Origin of the sequence: Serratia sp. J2, from assembly GCF_046269175.1 — a bacterium.
Taxonomy (GTDB): Bacteria; Pseudomonadota; Gammaproteobacteria; order Enterobacterales; family Enterobacteriaceae; genus Chania; species Chania fonticola_C.
Genome location: NZ_JBKABN010000001.1, coordinates 151,580 through 168,685, shown reverse-complemented (window position 1 = coordinate 168,685; position 17,106 = coordinate 151,580). Strand labels below are relative to the sequence as shown.

General features: G+C 48.0%; 15 protein-coding genes and 2 pseudogenes. 8 read left to right on the top strand and 9 right to left on the bottom strand.

Features of this window, described 5'->3' with window-relative positions:
* Nucleotides 1–12: 12 nt before the first annotated feature.
* The 6 genes from ACKWMY_RS00810 to ACKWMY_RS00785 all read right to left on the bottom strand — a co-directional run bounded on the left by ACKWMY_RS00810 (nucleotide 13) and on the right by ACKWMY_RS00785 (nucleotide 6,521).
* Nucleotides 13–585: a helix-turn-helix transcriptional regulator gene (locus ACKWMY_RS00810; protein ID WP_409485752.1), complete on the bottom strand. Its 573-nt coding sequence runs from the start codon at nucleotides 583–585 to the stop codon at nucleotides 13–15.
* A gap of 142 nt (nucleotides 586–727) precedes the next feature.
* Nucleotides 728–1,711: a fimbrial protein gene (locus ACKWMY_RS00805; protein WP_409485751.1), complete on the bottom strand. Its 984-nt coding sequence runs from the start codon at nucleotides 1,709–1,711 to the stop codon at nucleotides 728–730.
* Between the two features lie 273 nt (nucleotides 1,712–1,984).
* The gene (locus tag ACKWMY_RS00800; RefSeq protein WP_409485750.1) at nucleotides 1,985–4,639 is read right to left on the bottom strand and encodes a fimbria/pilus outer membrane usher protein; all 2,655 of its coding nucleotides are present in this window, start codon (nucleotides 4,637–4,639) and stop codon (nucleotides 1,985–1,987) included.
* Between the two features lie 77 nt (nucleotides 4,640–4,716).
* Nucleotides 4,717–5,418 (bottom strand): fimbria/pilus periplasmic chaperone, encoded by a 702-nt coding sequence (locus ACKWMY_RS00795; protein WP_409485749.1) that lies wholly within the window; start codon nucleotides 5,416–5,418, stop codon nucleotides 4,717–4,719.
* Nucleotides 5,419–5,474: 56 nt separating this feature from the next.
* Nucleotides 5,475–6,026, bottom strand: a complete 552-nt coding sequence (locus tag ACKWMY_RS00790) for a fimbrial protein (protein ID WP_409485748.1) — start codon at nucleotides 6,024–6,026, stop codon at nucleotides 5,475–5,477.
* Nucleotides 6,027–6,140: 114 nt separating this feature from the next.
* Nucleotides 6,141–6,521 (bottom strand): transcriptional regulator, encoded by a 381-nt coding sequence (locus ACKWMY_RS00785; RefSeq protein ID WP_080673386.1) that lies wholly within the window; start codon nucleotides 6,519–6,521, stop codon nucleotides 6,141–6,143.
* Between the two features lie 671 nt (nucleotides 6,522–7,192).
* Between ACKWMY_RS00785 and ACKWMY_RS00780 the strand changes: the two genes are divergently transcribed.
* The 6 genes from ACKWMY_RS00780 (at nucleotide 7,193) to ACKWMY_RS00755 (ending at nucleotide 12,554) form a co-directional block, all read left to right on the top strand.
* Nucleotides 7,193–8,125, top strand: coding sequence for a GGDEF domain-containing protein (locus ACKWMY_RS00780; protein ID WP_024530353.1), 933 nt, complete (start codon nucleotides 7,193–7,195; stop codon nucleotides 8,123–8,125).
* A 357-nt stretch (nucleotides 8,126–8,482) separates the two neighbouring features.
* Nucleotides 8,483–8,998, top strand: coding sequence for a hypothetical protein (locus ACKWMY_RS00775; RefSeq protein WP_409485747.1), 516 nt, complete (start codon nucleotides 8,483–8,485; stop codon nucleotides 8,996–8,998).
* 649 nt (nucleotides 8,999–9,647) lie between these two features.
* Nucleotides 9,648–9,929 (top strand): hypothetical protein, encoded by a 282-nt coding sequence (locus ACKWMY_RS00770; RefSeq protein ID WP_409485746.1) that lies wholly within the window; start codon nucleotides 9,648–9,650, stop codon nucleotides 9,927–9,929.
* On the top strand, nucleotides 9,859–10,389 hold the full coding sequence (locus tag ACKWMY_RS00765) for an amidohydrolase family protein (RefSeq protein WP_409485745.1): 531 nt from the start codon (nucleotides 9,859–9,861) through the stop codon (nucleotides 10,387–10,389). Before ACKWMY_RS00770 ends, ACKWMY_RS00765 begins: the two co-directional genes overlap by 71 nt.
* Nucleotides 10,376–11,566, top strand: coding sequence for an MFS transporter (locus tag ACKWMY_RS00760; protein WP_080673387.1), 1,191 nt, complete (start codon nucleotides 10,376–10,378; stop codon nucleotides 11,564–11,566). The genes ACKWMY_RS00765 and ACKWMY_RS00760 overlap by 14 nt, the downstream gene beginning before the upstream one ends.
* 49 nt (nucleotides 11,567–11,615) lie before the next feature.
* Nucleotides 11,616–12,554 (top strand): AraC family transcriptional regulator, encoded by a 939-nt coding sequence (locus ACKWMY_RS00755; RefSeq protein WP_309046936.1) that lies wholly within the window; start codon nucleotides 11,616–11,618, stop codon nucleotides 12,552–12,554.
* A 254-nt stretch (nucleotides 12,555–12,808) separates the two neighbouring features.
* On the opposite strand, the pseudogene ACKWMY_RS00750 reads toward ACKWMY_RS00755, so the two are convergent.
* A pseudogene (locus tag ACKWMY_RS00750) lies at nucleotides 12,809–12,973 on the bottom strand (dihydrodipicolinate synthase family protein); the annotation flags it as partial.
* A gap of 317 nt (nucleotides 12,974–13,290) precedes the next feature.
* The gene (gene pfkB, locus ACKWMY_RS00745) at nucleotides 13,291–14,232 is read right to left on the bottom strand and encodes a 6-phosphofructokinase II (protein ID WP_161738663.1); all 942 of its coding nucleotides are present in this window, start codon (nucleotides 14,230–14,232) and stop codon (nucleotides 13,291–13,293) included.
* 234 nt (nucleotides 14,233–14,466) lie between these two features.
* Between pfkB and ACKWMY_RS00740 the strand changes: the two genes are divergently transcribed.
* Together ACKWMY_RS00740 and ACKWMY_RS00735 are read left to right on the top strand one after the other, a co-directional pair.
* A complete protein-coding gene (locus ACKWMY_RS00740) occupies nucleotides 14,467–14,670 on the top strand; it encodes a helix-turn-helix domain-containing protein (protein ID WP_409485744.1) in 204 nt (67 codons plus the stop codon).
* A pseudogene (locus tag ACKWMY_RS00735) lies at nucleotides 14,598–14,882 on the top strand (integrase core domain-containing protein); the annotation flags it as partial. The gene ACKWMY_RS00740 and the pseudogene ACKWMY_RS00735, both read left to right, overlap by 73 nt.
* A 1,963-nt stretch (nucleotides 14,883–16,845) precedes the next feature.
* Here ACKWMY_RS00735 and cas2e read toward each other — a convergent pair.
* Nucleotides 16,846–17,085 carry a type I-E CRISPR-associated endoribonuclease Cas2e gene (cas2e, locus tag ACKWMY_RS00730; protein WP_409485808.1) on the bottom strand — a complete coding sequence of 80 codons (240 nt, stop codon included), beginning with the start codon at nucleotides 17,083–17,085 and terminating at the stop codon, nucleotides 16,846–16,848.
* Nucleotides 17,086–17,106: the final 21 nt, after the last annotated feature.

Genomic DNA, 17,106 nt, shown 5'->3' with positions numbered 1-17,106 from the left:
AAGAGGGTAAAATCAATAAATCGCCATCCTGAGTACCTCTTTTCTCACTGGCCATACTTCGAACATGTTCCTCCCCCCAAGCTTAATAAAAGCATTCCGCCTGTGTGTATAGACTGTTTTTATCGAGATACATAAAAACTGGCTAATAGAAGTGGCATTCATGCCATTAATCGTATGAGTGAGTATGGTTTTTTCTCTTTTGGTTAACTTCCCTTTCTGCAAGTCTATAGGCGGTTTCTCATGTTCAAAATCCTCAGTTATCTTATCTAGAATATTTTTAACACTTGCATGGGGATCCAGTAAAATGTTCTTTTCAAAAGCAATGTTGAAATTTGACCTATTATTGACTGGAATGACAACCAGCCGACCAGGAAGAGGATTGGTTGAAATCAAGAGTAAGATTTCATTAATATAATTTAATGTGTAAAAAATGTATACGTCATCACTTTTTAAATTATTTCTTGGGGTGCTATTCAATTCATGAAAGTCTATATGGCTCACTTCTCTTTCATCGTTTTGGAGATATTCTTTAATCCCGATGAAGAAATAATGATTTTCAGTAATGACTTTAATATTTATTGACATGCCATTAGTCCTTATGGTTTATATGTGAAATCCGTGATATAAACACTTGCCGACGGCTTGCTAAGCCTCTAGACAGTATTGATTTTTTTATAACATATGACGACACTCGAGACCTTTATTTTTTCGGTGTCGCCTTTTATAGTTAATAATAGTTGATGGTAAACGTCACTTTGCCATTCGCTTTGCCCGGTGTAGGCGTGGTCGCGGTTTGAATATAGCGGGCAGACAATGGCACGCGAATCGTCGAAGTGCCATCCTTAGGTAGAGTTATGGTTTGTTCTGCCGCAAAGTTAAACAGCGTCGGCGTTTGGCTGCTATCTCCCCAACCGAGCTGGATGCCTACACCCGAAGCGGCCCCGACCACCGTCGAATCGATGGCCATAATCCCGTTGACGGAATCCACTACGGACGTCGCCGGGGTTAATCGCACGCCAATAGTGTTATTAAGAGAGGTCGTTGAGGTGCCTGTTCCAGTATTGTAATTCATTAACAATGGCGCATTAGTCGAATTATAAAAACCATAGAATTTGGGGCAATTAATCAGGGCAACAGAGGCATCAATCCAAGGGGTTGTTGAATTTAATGCTGTAAAATTCTCAGCTATTGCATAAGTTCCCAATGTCACAGCGACATCTGGCGTCGTACAGGTTTGCGCTGATACCGTGATATTCCCTTGAAAGCTGAAAATCCAATTATATACCGGTAACCCACTGGTTGCGGCAGCATTAGTGTGGCTGGTTTGTGAAACATCCAGACCCTGCGTAACGGTAGGAAAATTGGCGCCGCTCGCAATATAAGTTCCAGGTGTAAGTGGGCCGGTTTTAATCAGTGCGACATTTCGTACGTTGCTTGCACCTGATTCGGTAAGTAGTCCAGCTAATTCTGACCCAAGAAGATTCTGCGCCTCAGCATAAAGCTTGGTTGTTGTTATGGGGGTTCCCGAGGCACTCAAAATTGCCACGCCGATACCGGGAATACCGGTTTGATAGACCCCGCCTGCATAAGGGCCCGTTGTCAGATTAGCAGAAGGCTGCGGAGTATTTGATACAAACGCTGAGCTAGTATAATAAAAGTATTTTCCAACATCCGACGCAGGCCATTTTATGGTAAAGGTCCCATCTTTCATAATCAGACTCGCCTAGTATAGCACGGTCCCCACAGGTACATCTACCCCGGCCGAAATCTGCGGCGGGCTCAAGGGAACGACTACTGTTTGGACTCCGGTGTCTAGCGTCACGGCCACAGCGGCCCAGCTAGCAGGGCTGGCTGCCGTTAACAAAACTCCCCCCAGCAAACCTGACACGTTATTGATCGATAACTTCATACGTCATTCCCCCCTCTCTCTGGCCGGGCCCAGCGGGCCTTAGCCAGAAAAAAAATAGTTTTGATGCTTCGACGGTTAACCGTTGTCAACGGCCGATTCTGTGTTGTTCTTTGCCAATTTCGACTTATGGATACCGGGGGGTGTGCCCGCCGTGCACGGTGCGGTAAATCTTTGTATCTGGCTCTGTTGCTGCCCTTTGACCGTGGGAAGTAAGATATAATTGACGGTACATTGCATATCGCCGCCTTGGCCCCATTTCACCCGCAGTTGGCCCTTATCTTCGGCTACCCGCGCATACAGTTGCCCGCCCTGACCCACCGACCCCACGTTATTGCCGGTGCTGTCAAAAATATCTGCCCCGAACGGAACCGGCTCTCCTTGATAGGTTGCATTCACCAGGATTGGTGTGCCCCGCTTGGTGTTGTATTTCAGCCTCACCACCGCTCCGGAATACGGCGCCACTTTCTGGCTGGTATTGTCCAGTTCCACATTGGCCGCCGTACCTGCCGGATCGATACTGACCTCATTCATCTGGTACGGGTTCAGGTAAGGCACTACCGCATAGCCACGTGAATCAATGCTCACCCCTGGATACGAGGAGACCTTGGCCCCTTCGGCTCCTTTGGCTTCCACCAAGGCAAAGGTATCCGAGCTATACGGTGTAAAGCTCACTCCACCCGCATGCGCAATCACCGTGCCGTTTATCCCGGCCGACGCACTCTGGTAACCTTTACCTGTGCTGGCCGTGGCACTCAACGCCGTGGCCGGGCTGCGGTAGCTACCGCTCAGCGACCCACTGGAACCCATGCCCTGGTTGGCGTTCATCGCCGTCACGCCATAGCTAAACTGGTTATCCTGCCCTGCTATTCCGGATACCGTAGCCTGCTGGCCATAACGCCCAGTGCTGTCATGTGATAAATCCATGCGTAGCTGCGGCGTGTGAGTTTCATCGTTACGCCCCAACGGCAGGCTGAAACTCAGTAAATAGTTGGTCTGTGATCCGGCCAGACTGGAGAAACTGCGGTTGATGCTCAGGCCATACGATAGGCTCTTGTACAGATTGTTGTAACCCACCTGGTACTGCTTCTCAGTGCCGTCTTTGTTCCAATAGTTCTGCAACGAACCACTGACATACAGCTGGCCCCAGTTTTCTGGCAATCCCTGTGCGGCGGTGACCGTCAGGCGGTTTTTCGCCCGCCAGATAGAATCAGGCGAGAACCCCTGCGCTACCGCATCACGGGTCTGCATCGCAGTCATGAAATCCATGTAGCCACTGGTTGAGAAGCGGTATGCCGCCAACGTCAGGTTGCTGTTGGTTTCACTGATCAGCTTGCTGTAGCTCACCTGATAGCTTTGCCCGCTCAGGCTGTTACCCGGCTGATGCCGGCCATTCACATTGGTGCTGTTACCCAAATGGGTACGAGCCTGTGAGGCATCAAAGGCCAAAGCCCCTATGGGTGTCCCCACCGCAGCACCCAGTTGCAACGCATAGTAATCCTGGCTGGCTTGCATGCCGCCATAGCCAGTAACGGAGTTGGTCAATCCAAGCTGGTAGGTAGCCTGGTAAAGCGCGGGCTTCTTACGCAGATTATCGCTGCGTACTTCACCCGCAGTGATCGAATAACGTGATGAACCTGGGCGTAATAGCTGTGCCACCGAGGCATACGGCACGCTGAAGGTCTGCTCGGTGCCGTCTGACTCACGCACGGTGACGACCAGATCCCCACCGTACCCGGTCGGATACAGATCGTTGATCAGAAACTCGCCGGGGGTAACGGTGGTCTCATACAGCACCTGCCCCCCCTGACGTACGGTGACACGAGCGTTGGTACGGGCAATACCACGGATATCCGGGGCGTAACCACGCAGAGACTCCGGCAACATCCGATCGTCGGTCGCCAGTTGAATGCCGGTAAACGGCAGCGTATCGAACAGTTGTCCGGTGGTGTTCGACTGCCCCATCAGCACTCGCGCCTTGAGCTGCGGGATATCGCGCTGCAGATAAGTATTGAGACTGGTGTACTGGTTCTGGCCGTTGTCCGTCCGAGTGTAGGAGCCGTTATGGCGGAGATACCAGGCCCCGACGTTCAGCCCAGCGTTCACCCCGGCATACATGGAATTAAAGGTATTGCCATGCGACTCGCTGGTATAACCATTAACGTTGTAACCCAACAATAATGCCGGTACACCGCTGTCCCACAGTTCCGGACTCACGGTGCCCCGAGCCGTACTCAGCGTGTAAACCTGCGGGATCATGATATCCAGACGCTGTTCATTACTGTCATAATTGACTTTAGATTCCGGCAGTTTACTCACCAGATCCATACACAGTTCGCCCTGGCCTTGCGGGTCTAAAAAACCTGGCGGTAATCTGCCATAATTGAACGGTATATTTTTAATCAGCTCGCGGGTCAGACAGGGATACACGGATTTATCTGCCCGTGCCTTGAATTCGATGTCGGTATTACTGACGAGTTGATTATTAATGTATAAAGCCGTTTTATATACCCCGGGCAACCCCGCAGAACCATTGGCAAAACGGCTAAGATCCACTGACTTTTGATCATCAATATTCAGGAATGAGGCATCAAACTCCAAATTCTTTGCGATCTCGGTCGGAGGACTAATGGTATTATCAGCACTGGCGCCACCCACGATAAACGTCGATAAGATAGCCATCGCGAGAGGGGTTAATTTTCTCTGGGATCCATACTGCAATTTTTTTGACATAACGCATCCCTTCATAACTCATTCATGAATAGTGACAATCCTGTCACGCCGAATAGAGTGTTTATGCAACTAAATTATTATTTAATGATGGCATTGAAAGAATTAACTGCACCGTAGTCATTAACAAAATCCCCGGTCACGTTATTGCCCGCCTTTACTGACAACGTAAATGTTTGTGTTCCATGCGGGGCCACCATCTCACCTTCCACCGTTTTACCATTCACCTTAATGCTCGCAAAGGAGACATGATAAGGGGTGGGATTGATGGCCTGAAGGCTATTTCCTTTTGCACTCCAGGTGACGGCTTTGACGGCATCATTGGCGTTACCCACCAAGCCGACGGGCCGGTAGAACAGCTTGATGCGCGAGCGGAACGCCATCTGCAACAAGTTTTCCTCGGCTTTGGCCACTTTTTTGGCCGGGACCTCGAGCACGTTGAGCCAGAATACCGATTCTCTGTCCATCGGCAGTGCACCACCGGTGTAGCTGATACGCAAGGTCTGGCCTTTGCTGGGTTCCACACGGTTCATCGGCGGGGTCAACACAAAAGGTACCTGAATAGCGGCGGGTTTGGCCGTGACATCGCCAGTATCAATCCAGCTTTGGATCAGCACAGGGGACGGACCGACATTGTTGAGTTTGACACTCACCTCTTTAGCGTCAGACGGATAGACCACCCGAGTGCCGCTGATCACCACACTGGCCAGGCTGCTGGTCGTAAAGAGGGCCACGGCCAACAGGCCGAAGGCATGATAGATATGCCGGGGAAAAGACGACATGATTAGCTCCTTGCTGACATGCTGAATGGGGGAGGGTTCCCCCTCCCACCAACGTATTACTTGTACTGAATGGAATAAACAACGCTACTCTTTACGGTGCCTGGAGTGGTTGCCCCGTCTGCATAGTACTCAACGGCATATGGCAGGTTGGCAGTACCCGCAGTCAGGTCATAAGGAACATAGGTGGTATTCAGTCTCTGGTTCTGGTTACCCGCCTGAATCACAGCTTGAGTGGAGCTTGAACCGTCACGCAGTTGCAGGCTGACATTGCTCGCCGTACCGCCCATGTTTTTCAAGTGGCCTGTCACCAGATCAACAGAAGTGCCCGCTTCGAAGAAGGCAGAAACCGTCTTCAAAGTACCTGCGCAATCGCTCAGTGCCATGTTGAAGCCTGTACGGCCTGCTGTTTGTGCAGCGGCTGTCAGTTGGTTGGTCCCGATTGTTGGCAATGTCACGGTTGCGTCGGCCGCTTGACCATCAACAATAACGTCGCAGGTTGTTGCCGTCAGTTCACCATTGAATGTGATAGTTCCAGTAGAGGCAGCCTGAGCCAAGCCAGCAGAGCCAAATAAAGCGACGAGAGATGCAACGATGGTTAACTTTTTCATATATATTCCTACATACCTTGTGTTGTTAAACCATTCTAATATCCATTAGAATGGCAGGGGTCATCCATGTGATATGGATATATCTATATATACTTTATAAATTACAGGAGAAACTCATTCGATAAGTAAAGATTTAACCCTCTGATTATCTACCGAGTAGCCGACACCACGCACGTTTATTATCAGGTCATCACGAAGACCGATTGATAACAATTTGCCTTTTATCTTTTTAATTTCTTGCCAAAGCCGTTGATTAGATGATGATAGACCAAACTCATCCCAAACATTTTTCATTATTTTGTTTTTGCTGATGACTTCGATTTTTCGATTCTTAAGTAAAAATGATAATAATCGCGTTTGCATTTCATTTAAAAGAACAAGCCTGAAAGACAATAGCTGTTCCTCACCTTCATTGATGAAATACATCAGCCTTCTATGATTAACATTGAAATAAATATCTTCATCGATTAGGAATCCATGCAAATTATCTTCCATAACTATCTCGGCTAATTTTTAGATCTTAAAAACCACCCATAATGTGAGCCTATTATATCTGCAAATTTCCGCATAACAATCCATTCTAAATAATGAAAATCCCATCAATTAAAAATGAAAATCGAGATTTTATTTTTAAAAAAACATGAATAACAGAGTTTATATCTACTTAATTTTTTAAAAATGAATCTTTCAACCAATTTCACTTATTCCGTTTTATTAGCCAAATATATTGAATGTACAATCTTATCGGATTTTTCTGCCATTGCGGTAAAATTCACAATATTATTCATATAGATACGCTAACTTCATTGTTAGGATTTATCTAACTCCTCCTCCATCCAAATGAGCAAAACTGCGCATCATGTCGTCTATACAGTCCGTGGTGGATCAGTAATTTTTGGCACCTCAATAGCCTGTTAATGAACGGACTACGTTTTGCCATGAGCCTGTCTAGCCCCCGTACGGCCGTTGTGCTGGGGTATTAAGAGCCGGGCGTTGACCCGAGCAGCCGTTATCTCAGTATCTGAACGTTTGTAACAAGGTCAAAAAACGGACACGGCCCCTTCTCAACGACTACACTTGTAAAATTGGTTTGATCGCGTGTGATCTCTTGATGCTACGTTGCTTACCAACAACGTTCTCCCTACGATCCCACTAACGGACTTTGTATGAAGATTGAAATTCTTAAACAGGCGGTTATGGATTCACGAGACGGCATCACCATCTCTGACAATGTCATAGACGACAATCCTTTGATTTTTGTCAATCCGGCTTTTGAGAGAATGACCGGCTACTCCTTCGAAGAAATCACCAACATCAACTGCCGATACCTACAAAATAACGATCGGGAACAGCCAGAGCTGGAGATTGTGCGCAACGCCGTTAAAAAAGGGGAGTACTGCCTTGTAACCTTGCGAAACTACCGCAAGGATGGAACCATGTTTTGGAACGAGTTAAGCATATCGCCAATTCATGATGAGAGTGGGACTGTAACCAATTTTATCGGGATCCAAAAAGACGTAACACCAAGAATGATAATCCAGCAACAGCTTCGTGATGAGCATCGGTCCCTCGAGGAAATGAAAATACACTTCGAGCAACTCTCCATAAAGGATGGACTCACCGGGATTTATAATCGTCGCTTTTTTGATACACAGTTCGACATTCAATGCAAAATTGCCATCCGTAATGGCGACTCATTGACGCTCGCCATGATCGATGTCGATCACTTCAAATCATTCAATGATATTTATGGACACCAGGCAGGCGATGAAGCGCTAATACGTGTCGCGGATTGCTTGAGTAAGTCCTTCAAGCGGGGTTCTGATTTTGTAGCCAGGTATGGCGGCGAAGAATTTGTCATTCTTTCCAATGGCATGACGAAAGGCCAGGCAACGCTGTACGTGCAGACGCTATGCCAACTGGTGCGAGATTTGAGAATACCGCACTCCGCATCCAGCACAGGATACTTGACTATAAGCGTCGGTTTTTCAGTTCATACATTTGGCCAACTGCCCTCGCCTAACGTACTACTGACACATGCCGATAAAGCTCTCTATGTAGCTAAAGCCCGGGGCAAAGATCAGTTTTTCAGTCTTTAGGTTCTGTACGAAAATCTGAGGGACATGGGGATGAACTGGAGATCTCCTGGCATATTGCAAACGCAACCGGGGTTTTACGTTCACCTTCAGCCATTGTGGAATGCCAATGGCTGAGGATATGTTGCCATTACTGTCTTTTAATGCTGCGACCGCTAGCAGCAACCATGCGTGGCCGTTTTGTCATTGGTGGTCTAACTGCTTGCCCTGTAGTACTGTCCCTACTCAATCTACGAAAATAAAGAAGGTATAAGGCTCACCAATCCATCACCTGAGTGGCGCAAATCAGCGCGGTACGAAGGTATCATCCCTAGATTCACACGGACTTTTTTCAAACGTGACTCCAAAGAAAGCGAGGTTATGTACAAAGATGAATTCGACCGTATCGTAACTAGCGGGATTTGCCCGGAATGCCGCGGTGCAAGGCTTAACCCCTCCGTATTGGAGTCTAAAGTTCTCGGTAAAAATATTGCAGACTGTAGTGCCATGCAGATCAGCGACCTCATTATATTTTTAAGTGAAATTGAAACTCTGGAGGAGGCCGCGCCAGCGTTACCTATTCTAGATGCGGTAAAAACCAGCCTTGGGCACCTTATTACCATCGGGCTTGGATACCTGAGTCTTGGCAGGCAAACGTCAACATTATCCGGTGGGGAGTCACAACGGGTAAAAATAGTGCGGCACTTGGGCTGCAGCCTGACCGAACTGACCTATATTCTGGATGAACCCAGTGCGGGGTTGCACCCAGCGGACGTGGACAAGCTCAACACCATCCTGAAGGAACTGCGCGGCAAGGGAAACACCGTACTGGTTGTGGAGCATGACCCGAGCGTTATCGCCATTGCTGACAATATTGTCGATATCCAACTTCAGTGAGCGTTGATGTAAATCAACGCTTTCCTGCTCATACCCTCGCTTTATTCGTGAAGCAACATGAGTTTTCGAGGCTATCCAACCCAATTATTAACAAAATAAATATCAGTAAAGTTCATTTTAAGCAAGATGAGAGCGTTATTGAGCAAGAATGAACAACTAAATTAACAAAAAAAGACTATTATTAAATCATGCTACTGTTTTCGATCACTAAGGAGAGTAATATGATTTTACTATCGACACCCAAAGCACTCATATCCAATTATCGTAACGTGCGAAAAAGTGACGCGATCAATTCCACCATTAAAGAGTTGGAAACAGGCCTTGGCGATGACAGCATTTCATTACTCGAGAGTTGCCACCACGCCTTGGATAAATTAAATTATACTAGTCAATGCCAGGAATTTCAATCCAATGAAGAGTTCAGAATCTTCGATAATTAATTTGATGTAAAGAGAGTTGATGGAAAACCGCTAGAAACTCATATTAATAACGGGGTGGAATGTGCGATAGCCTTTATTGACAACGTAAGTCATCACGGTTCGTCCTTAAATCACCATGACTATGATGAGTTAATTTCTAAAATTATTAGCGCTGTTTTCATTGGTGTGGAATATCTCAATGAAGACACTAAAACTGTTCAGGAGGAAGTATGACCCATCCCTCACTACTAAGATGGAAAGTGGGCCATCAGGTCTTTTTCCTTTTTATCCAAAGTACGTTAATGGCTCTGATGAATATTGAACGATTCTATCATGAAAAGAACAGGGATAGCGGCGGGAAATCTCTCCGTGATGCATCATGTATGATGGAAGCATCTGCTTTAGCCATGCGTTTTGCTGGTGATTTTACTAAAAAGGATTATGAAAAAATCATTAGGCCATCTATGCCCGAAAAGTTTAGTGGGTTTGGATACCTTTCTTTCTTGCGCTGAGAGATTAGCGATACCGGATAAGGAGTTATCACGTATCCGCAGCAATTTCGATAGCGCCGTAAAGAACGTAGGCAAACTGAAGGCGTTTGGTATCCCCGTCATGTGTGGTACCGATACAGGTAATTCACCGGTTATGACCTATGGTACCCATCACGCTAAAGAACCCGCGCTATTGGTTAAATATGGAGGATACTCGAATCTGGAGGCAATACAGGCCTGTACCACTAATAATGCCATATCGCTTGGGTTGGTGGGCCAAATCGGTGTGATACGCGAAGGAGCACTGGCTGACCTCCTTATTTACGATAGAGATCCCTCTGAGGATATCACAGTACTCAGTGCGCAGGAAAGTTTGCTTCTAATTATGAAAGGAGGGAGGATTTACAAAAATAAAATATCACCACAGCAACACGAGAAAAATACAAATCCTAAATCGGAAGTGAATTATGCCATCAAATAAAGAGTCGGGAAGAAGTATTATGATATTAATGGTCGCAGTGGCGATCATTGGTTGTAATTCATTCTTAATCAGCCCGATTCTGAACGATATTGCATCAAGCCTCTCTGCATCTACGGCACAGATATCCAGGGCGATTTCCGCCTATGGTGGCGCTACGGCGCTTTCCTCACTATTTCTAGCACCCTATGCGAGAAAAATAGGTATTACGCGTACAATACGTTATGCAGGTATGCTGATGGTCGTAGGGATTGTCCTGAGCGGCCTCTCTCTATCCTGGTGGATGCTCACTATTGCTCAATCATTAGCAGGCGTAGCTGCTGGTTTGATGCTGCCCGCTATTTATACGTTAACATCGGATGTTGCACCAGAAGGGGAAAAGTCTGAGGCGCTGGGCAAAGTCATCACCGGGTGGTCGCTTGCCATGGTAATAGGTATTCCCTTATCCGCAGTGATCGCCGATATAACAAACTGGCGAGTGGCTTATGGATTAATGGCGGTCTTGGGGCTGGTGTTCTTACTGTTCAGCAAAAGGCTACCAGTGATTGATACACCAGCGGAGAAACTTGGTTTTCCGTTTGAAGAATATCGTAAAAATCCTGATATTTTGATTATGTTCGTTGTAACGTTGCTCTACATGACGTCATTTTATGGGCTCTACTCGTTCGTTGGCTCATTTGCCCGTGACAGCTTTTATAATAATGCCGCTCTGGCTGGGCTTATCACCATGGCCTACGGCATTGGTTTTGGTGTGGCCAGCCTTAAGGCTCGGTGGATCGATAAATTCAGCCCTCAATCCTCAGCCTACATTATTTTTATTACTATATCGCTGATATATTCCATTTTGTCCGTGAGTGGATCAAGCATTTATCTGTTGTTGGTGGCTTGCTTACTTTGGGGAGCGGCAAATCATTTTGGTTTGAATGTAATCGTAAGTTTGTTGATCCAATTAAGCCCCTCTTACAAAACGGCCACGCTAGGCATGTACAGCGCGCTTTCTTATAGTGGAACGATGATCGGTGGGCTAGTGTACGGCTATATATTCAATCGCCAAGGGTTCACCTCAATTGCCTACATTTCGTTAGTTCTCTGTATCATAGCGGCCTTTTTAGCTTGGTTTACTTTCAACCATAAGCCAAGACCTTATCAGGATACACTAAAAAACAAGAACAAATTATAGACAGATGTTACACTTATGCTCAGGATCCTTAGTAATAGGGAAGCATAAGATGAGCAATTTTCGTGGAGTAGAAAAAGATATTGCGGTTAACCAACTCTTTAAGTTACCGCCCGAGGATGTGATCTCAGACTCTGGTCACTGTGATGGGCTAAATATCTCGTCCATGCTTCACAAACAGCCTTTCGCTGTGGATGAATGCCTCAGGCCTGCAACGGTACAACATCAATTGGTGCTGTTCTGTGGGGAGACTGAACACGGTGAAGTCAGTTTTAATCAGGAACCATGGCGCAAATATTCTAAAAGAAACAATGAATGGTACATAGCTCCAGCAGGGAGAAATGGATCTGCATGGCGTTGGGGGAAAAAGTCATTTTCTTCGAAAGAGTCGCTGATTTATCGAATTTTGTTGCCAGTGAGTTCGTTGGAAGAAGAGGCTCAGGGAATAGACGCTAGAAACACTACGGTAACATTGATACCAAGAATGGGTGTGGTAGATGATTTGATGCTGAAATTGGCCTTTCAGCTACAAGAAGAAATGGCGAGCCCCAGCTTACTAGGAAGCTTATATACTGATGCGATTGCATCACTTCTCTCTCTACATGTTCTGAAAAACCATTCGGAACTCATAGTGAGCAAAGTGAGGTCGGGCGGAGTTTTTTCCTCTGCGAGGAAAGCGACGTTACGAGATTTCATCATGGCCAATTTGCATATGCCCATCTCCCTTGATCAGATGGCGACGTTGGTTTCACTCAGCAAGTTTCATTTTTCTCGCGTATTCAAAAATACCTTTGGTATGCCACCGTATAAGTATATTTTCCGTACCAGAATGAATCATTTTGAACAATTGCTTGTCAACACGGATGAACCGTTATATTTACTAGCGGAAAAAGTAGGGTTCGGGCATTCGAATAACGTCATCAGGGCATTTCGGCGTTTTAAAGGGATAACGCCATCGGAATATCGTCGACGTATAAGAAGTAGTGGTTAGGGGACAGCTAATTTCCATCGAATGAGATGTTCTCCCTCAAAAGCCTCAATCCCCAATTGATTTGGGTATGGCTGAGTTGACCTCGATAGTATTCGTGACAAAATAATTCAGTAACCTCATCTGAGTGTAGTGGCGGCTATGGCCTGCCTGGCGATGTGGCTGACGGGGTATATGGCGGAGAAGAAACAACTTCATCGGCATGATCAGGCAAATAGTGGTTAAGGTAGAAGGCTCCTGTCGTATCGGGGGCTTTGCTGGGAGAACTCGCCTCCGCTGCCTAAAAAGAACAGTCCGTCGACACCGGCGTTAATCATGTCGTCAATGAGCGCGGCGGTACCCTGTTTATCTAACTGGCCATCGGCGTTAAAAATGGTGGAGACAGGCGGAATAATCCCCGAGAACTGCGCGGTATGCTGCATGAGGTCTCCTTGCTGACCTATTTTGTTCTACATTATAGAACAACATTCATTAATTTAGCTCTCATGCTATGCCGCGATGCGCGGAGAGGTAAACCGGGAAAAATCATCAAGGGCAATTTTTTAGTTTGGATCACGAAATGATGAAACGAGGTACAAAAGTTGTAGCCCGGAAGCGAGCGCCTCCGGGCGAGGGAAATTAACCGACCCGCATTTTCACAACCACTTTACGCACCTTCGCGGGGGTCCTCACAGCGCACAGCGGCTTACGGATGATTAATCCTATTGCAAATTAACCCGCGTCGCCTGGTTTGCCAGGCTCAGCCACGCGAACTTTTGCAAATGTAGTCATACAGGCGCTGGGTGTCCGCCAGTGAACAGAGCCGCGTTCCAAGATTAAGCGTGGCTGCACTGCCCGCTGCGACGCCGAACCGAACCATATCCACCAGGTCTGCCCCGTTCGCCAATTTCAGCACCATCGCGCCTACCATGCTGTCACCGGCCCCGACGGTGCTAAGTTTCTTCACCGGTGGCGGGACTATCTGTATACAGGTGTCACTATCAACGGCGAGAGCTCCTTGAGGGCCGAGTGATACAACAACCCGCTCAGCTCCCCCCTGTTGCACCAACTCCTTAGCGGCAGCCCGCACATCATCAGGGTGCTCCAATGACCGCCCGATAAGTGCAGACAGCTCATTCTGATTCGGTTTTACCAAAGCCAGCCCCCCTACATCCAGGCAGGCCTGTAAAGCATCCCCAGAACTGTCGACGATACAGTGCAATCCTATAGCTTGCGCCTGCTTAATCAGGTCGGTTAATTTTGCCAGCGTGGTGCCCGGTGGCAAGCTGCCACTAATCACCAGAATCGAACCATGAGGGATCTTCTGCACCTGCAACAAAATCTGGTCAAACTCGGCATCATTAACCCTTGCCCCTGGCATAACAAAGCGAAACTGTTCACCGCTATTATCCACATGGACATGCAGGTTCTGCCGTGTCCAGTCCTGAGCTTTCAGGGTTTCTGTAACAATGCCTTCCCGATCAAGCAACTCTTTTAAATGCTCGCCCGTTGGCCCGCCAATGGGAAAGATCGCACTGGCTTGCCCACCAAGATAAACAACGGCACGGGCAACATTGATACCACCCCCACCAGGTTCAAAAATGGGGGTGGTGCAGCGTAGTTTCCCTTCAGGGTAGATCCTGGGAGTTGTCGTCGCGCTATCGAGAGAAGGAGAAAGTGTTAAAGTAAAAATCTGAGTCATGATGGTCAAATCCTCTTATTTTGATTTTACTTTGTTGATTTGGTTGAGGAAGAAAAGGGAAAACGGTGGTCATGCACCGAGACTGGGAGCATTTACCCGAGCCAGAATATATCCGTACACCACAAGTATATACCCTTGTTCTCTTTGTACAGACCGGGGACATCATGAACACTTGTTCGGGGACATGGTAGACACTTACAACATAGGTATGAGTACTTCTGAGTGGAGCTGCTTATGCCGTGGGATGAGAGATCTGCCATGTCATTACCTACCGAGTTTGTGCTTTTCGCCTCGCAAGAAGGCGCTAATATCCGTGCGCTATGCCGCCAGTTCGGCATAGCGCCTGCCACCGCATACAAGTGGTTATCCGGGTGGGTCACTCGCGGCCTTACCATCCTCAGACTCAGGGTAAGCTGGAGCGCTTCCACCGCAGCTTGAAGGCAGAGCTCCTGCAGGGACGGTGGTTCACCGATGCGTCACAGTTGCAGGAGGTGTTCGACGCCTGGCGAGATACCTACAACCTGGAACGCCCATATGAAGCGCTGTCAATGGCAGTACCAGCATCCCGTTATCAGCCTTCATCGCGACAGTACAATGGCAATCCGGCGGCAGCCGAGTATGACGAGGGGGTCTTGGTCAGGAAAGTGGATAGGATACTTAACATCGTCACAGCCCTTGGGCTCTTGTCGCACATAGGCTCAACGATCCGCTAACCTGCATCTATCTAAATCAAATCCACCATGCAAATACGCAGAGGTATTGTTTGCCTGCCCATAGTTCTTGCGGTCTTCGGTAGGAATAGCAGTTACCTGTCCTTGCACAGTTCCAGAGTGCGTAGCTAACGCATCAGCCCCTACCTTGTGGTATCTAAATAGCTTCGCAAAATAGTAGTTTGCCACGGACTTCTATATAACCATCCCTGGCCACGTGCCGGATACCGAATAGTCCTATAGAAACATCCCCACGTACGTGGGGAAGACTACGGGTGATAATCGTGGTCGTGGTGCTCGATAGAAACACCCCCACATGCGTGGGGAAGACTGCGGGTGATAATCGTGGTCGTGGTGCTCGATAGAAACACCCCCACATTTGTGGGGAAGACGAGCCAATCAGGGCGCGAGTTTTTTCGCCATCGGAAACACCCCCACATGCGTGGGGAAGACGGTTATTTTTGATTGATCTATGAAACCGATCAAGAAACACCCCCACATGCGTGGGGAAGACTCCTCCATCAGTGACTTGGCTTGCGCTGGCTTGGAAACACCCCCACATGCGTGGGGAAGACAATCGCTCCTATCCTTGTATGAAATCTAGGGTGGAAACACCCCCACATGCGTGGGGAAGACGCAAGCTCTCGGCCAAGCTGAGAGTGATGGGAAGAAACACCCCCACATGCGTGGGGAAGACCCCTGCTGCCTCACCTGGTTGGCCGCGTTCTGGGAAACACCCCCACATGCGTGGGGAAGACGTAAGCATCGCTACAGCCACCATTGAAAAGTTGGAAACACCCCCACATGCGTGGGGAAGACAGTTTGTGACTGTCGAAGGCCACTCAATGGCCGGAAACACCCCCACATACGTGGGGAAGACCACGCTCGCGGCGCTCTTTAGAACCGCGATCTGGAAACACCCCCACATGCGTGGGGAAGACGATATGAAGTATTACAAGCAGATCGCCGAAGCAGAAACACCCCCACATGCGTGGGGAAGACTATCATGCTTACCCAGCGTAGCCACGCTAATGGGAAACACCCCCACATGCGTGGGGAAGACAGCATCTCTGAGCCAATGCGCTGATAATCGCCGGAAACACCCCCACATGCGTGGGGAAGACAAATCTAAAGAGGATGATGGTCTAGGTCATATAGAAACACCCCCACATGCGTGGGGAAGACATCAACGGCTCTCAGCTGTCTGATACCAACACAGAAACACCCCCACATGCGTGGGGAAGACCGTCGTCATCGTCAATTAGTGGCATATGAATCAGAAACACCCCCACATGCGTGGGGAAGACTTGGGTCATTGGCCGCAGGCCTGTACCATGGCAGAAACACCCCCACATGCGTGGGGAAGACCCTGGTGCGCCGCAGCACGTGCGCGGTGTAAAGGAAACACCCCCACATGCGTGGGGAAGACCTTAGCTGCTTTTGTTGCCGGGGTCGTTCGGCGGAAACACCCCCACATGCGTGGGGAAGACTGAATAACCCTGCTGTTCTGGCTACGTTAACTAGAAACACCCCCACATGCGTGGGGAAGACTCACCACTCTACCGGCGCTCAGGTTTGGTGCTGGAAACACCCCCACATGCGTGGGGAAGACTAACTCAGTAACACGTTTTGGAATCTGTGCTTGGAAACACCCCCACATGCGTGGGGAAGACTAAAGAAAGCTAAAGAGAACGGAACAGTATTTAGAAACACCCCCACATGCGTGGGGAAGACGCACCGGAGGAAACTCCGCTTGTGCCGCTCCAGGAAACACCCCCACATGCGTGGGGAAGACTAATGGAAAATCGATATGGTGGAGGGTTACATAGAAACACCCCCACATGCGTGGGGAAGACCCCAATATATTGTTATAGAGCCATAATTGAAACACTATATCTGTGGATTATAAGGATTTCAGGGTCTCGATAATGAGTTGCAATCCGCTGATATTAGTTATCGGCCTTCTCACTTCACCTTTATAACGAATCTCGTAGCCTGGTGGTTGAGGAATACTTCTAAACAACATAAGGCCAGACTCTGTTGGAGAATATTGCATCAAGTAATCAACAACTATTTGTGCCACAGAGTCTTTAATACCAGATACAAACACATTCGGACGGGGTTCCACGAACCAGAGTTTCATACGCCCGCGAACCGCAGGTGG

What these genes read in the sequence shown, in the direction of transcription:
- ACKWMY_RS00785 (WP_080673386.1), bottom strand. Translation starts at nt 6,521, where the DNA reads ATGGAAGATAATTTGCATGGATTCCTAATCGATGAAGATATTTATTTC.
- pfkB (WP_161738663.1), bottom strand. Translation starts at nt 14,232, where the DNA reads ATGACTCAGATTTTTACTTTAACACTTTCTCCTTCTCTCGATAGCGCG.
- ACKWMY_RS00775 (WP_409485747.1), top strand. Translation starts at nt 8,483, where the DNA reads ATGTACAAAGATGAATTCGACCGTATCGTAACTAGCGGGATTTGCCCG.
- ACKWMY_RS00740 (WP_409485744.1), top strand. Translation starts at nt 14,467, where the DNA reads ATGCCGTGGGATGAGAGATCTGCCATGTCATTACCTACCGAGTTTGTG.
- cas2e (WP_409485808.1), bottom strand. Translation starts at nt 17,085, where the DNA reads ATGAAACTCTGGTTCGTGGAACCCCGTCCGAATGTGTTTGTATCTGGT.
- ACKWMY_RS00760 (WP_080673387.1), top strand. Translation starts at nt 10,376, where the DNA reads ATGCCATCAAATAAAGAGTCGGGAAGAAGTATTATGATATTAATGGTC.
- ACKWMY_RS00765 (WP_409485745.1), top strand. Translation starts at nt 9,859, where the DNA reads ATGAAAAAATCATTAGGCCATCTATGCCCGAAAAGTTTAGTGGGTTTG.
- ACKWMY_RS00810 (WP_409485752.1), bottom strand. Translation starts at nt 585, where the DNA reads ATGTCAATAAATATTAAAGTCATTACTGAAAATCATTATTTCTTCATC.
- ACKWMY_RS00800 (WP_409485750.1), bottom strand. Translation starts at nt 4,639, where the DNA reads ATGTCAAAAAAATTGCAGTATGGATCCCAGAGAAAATTAACCCCTCTC.
- ACKWMY_RS00790 (WP_409485748.1), bottom strand. Translation starts at nt 6,026, where the DNA reads ATGAAAAAGTTAACCATCGTTGCATCTCTCGTCGCTTTATTTGGCTCT.
- ACKWMY_RS00795 (WP_409485749.1), bottom strand. Translation starts at nt 5,418, where the DNA reads ATGTCGTCTTTTCCCCGGCATATCTATCATGCCTTCGGCCTGTTGGCC.
- ACKWMY_RS00770 (WP_409485746.1), top strand. Translation starts at nt 9,648, where the DNA reads ATGACCCATCCCTCACTACTAAGATGGAAAGTGGGCCATCAGGTCTTT.
- ACKWMY_RS00755 (WP_309046936.1), top strand. Translation starts at nt 11,616, where the DNA reads ATGAGCAATTTTCGTGGAGTAGAAAAAGATATTGCGGTTAACCAACTC.
- ACKWMY_RS00780 (WP_024530353.1), top strand. Translation starts at nt 7,193, where the DNA reads ATGAAGATTGAAATTCTTAAACAGGCGGTTATGGATTCACGAGACGGC.
- ACKWMY_RS00805 (WP_409485751.1), bottom strand. Translation starts at nt 1,711, where the DNA reads ATGAAAGATGGGACCTTTACCATAAAATGGCCTGCGTCGGATGTTGGA.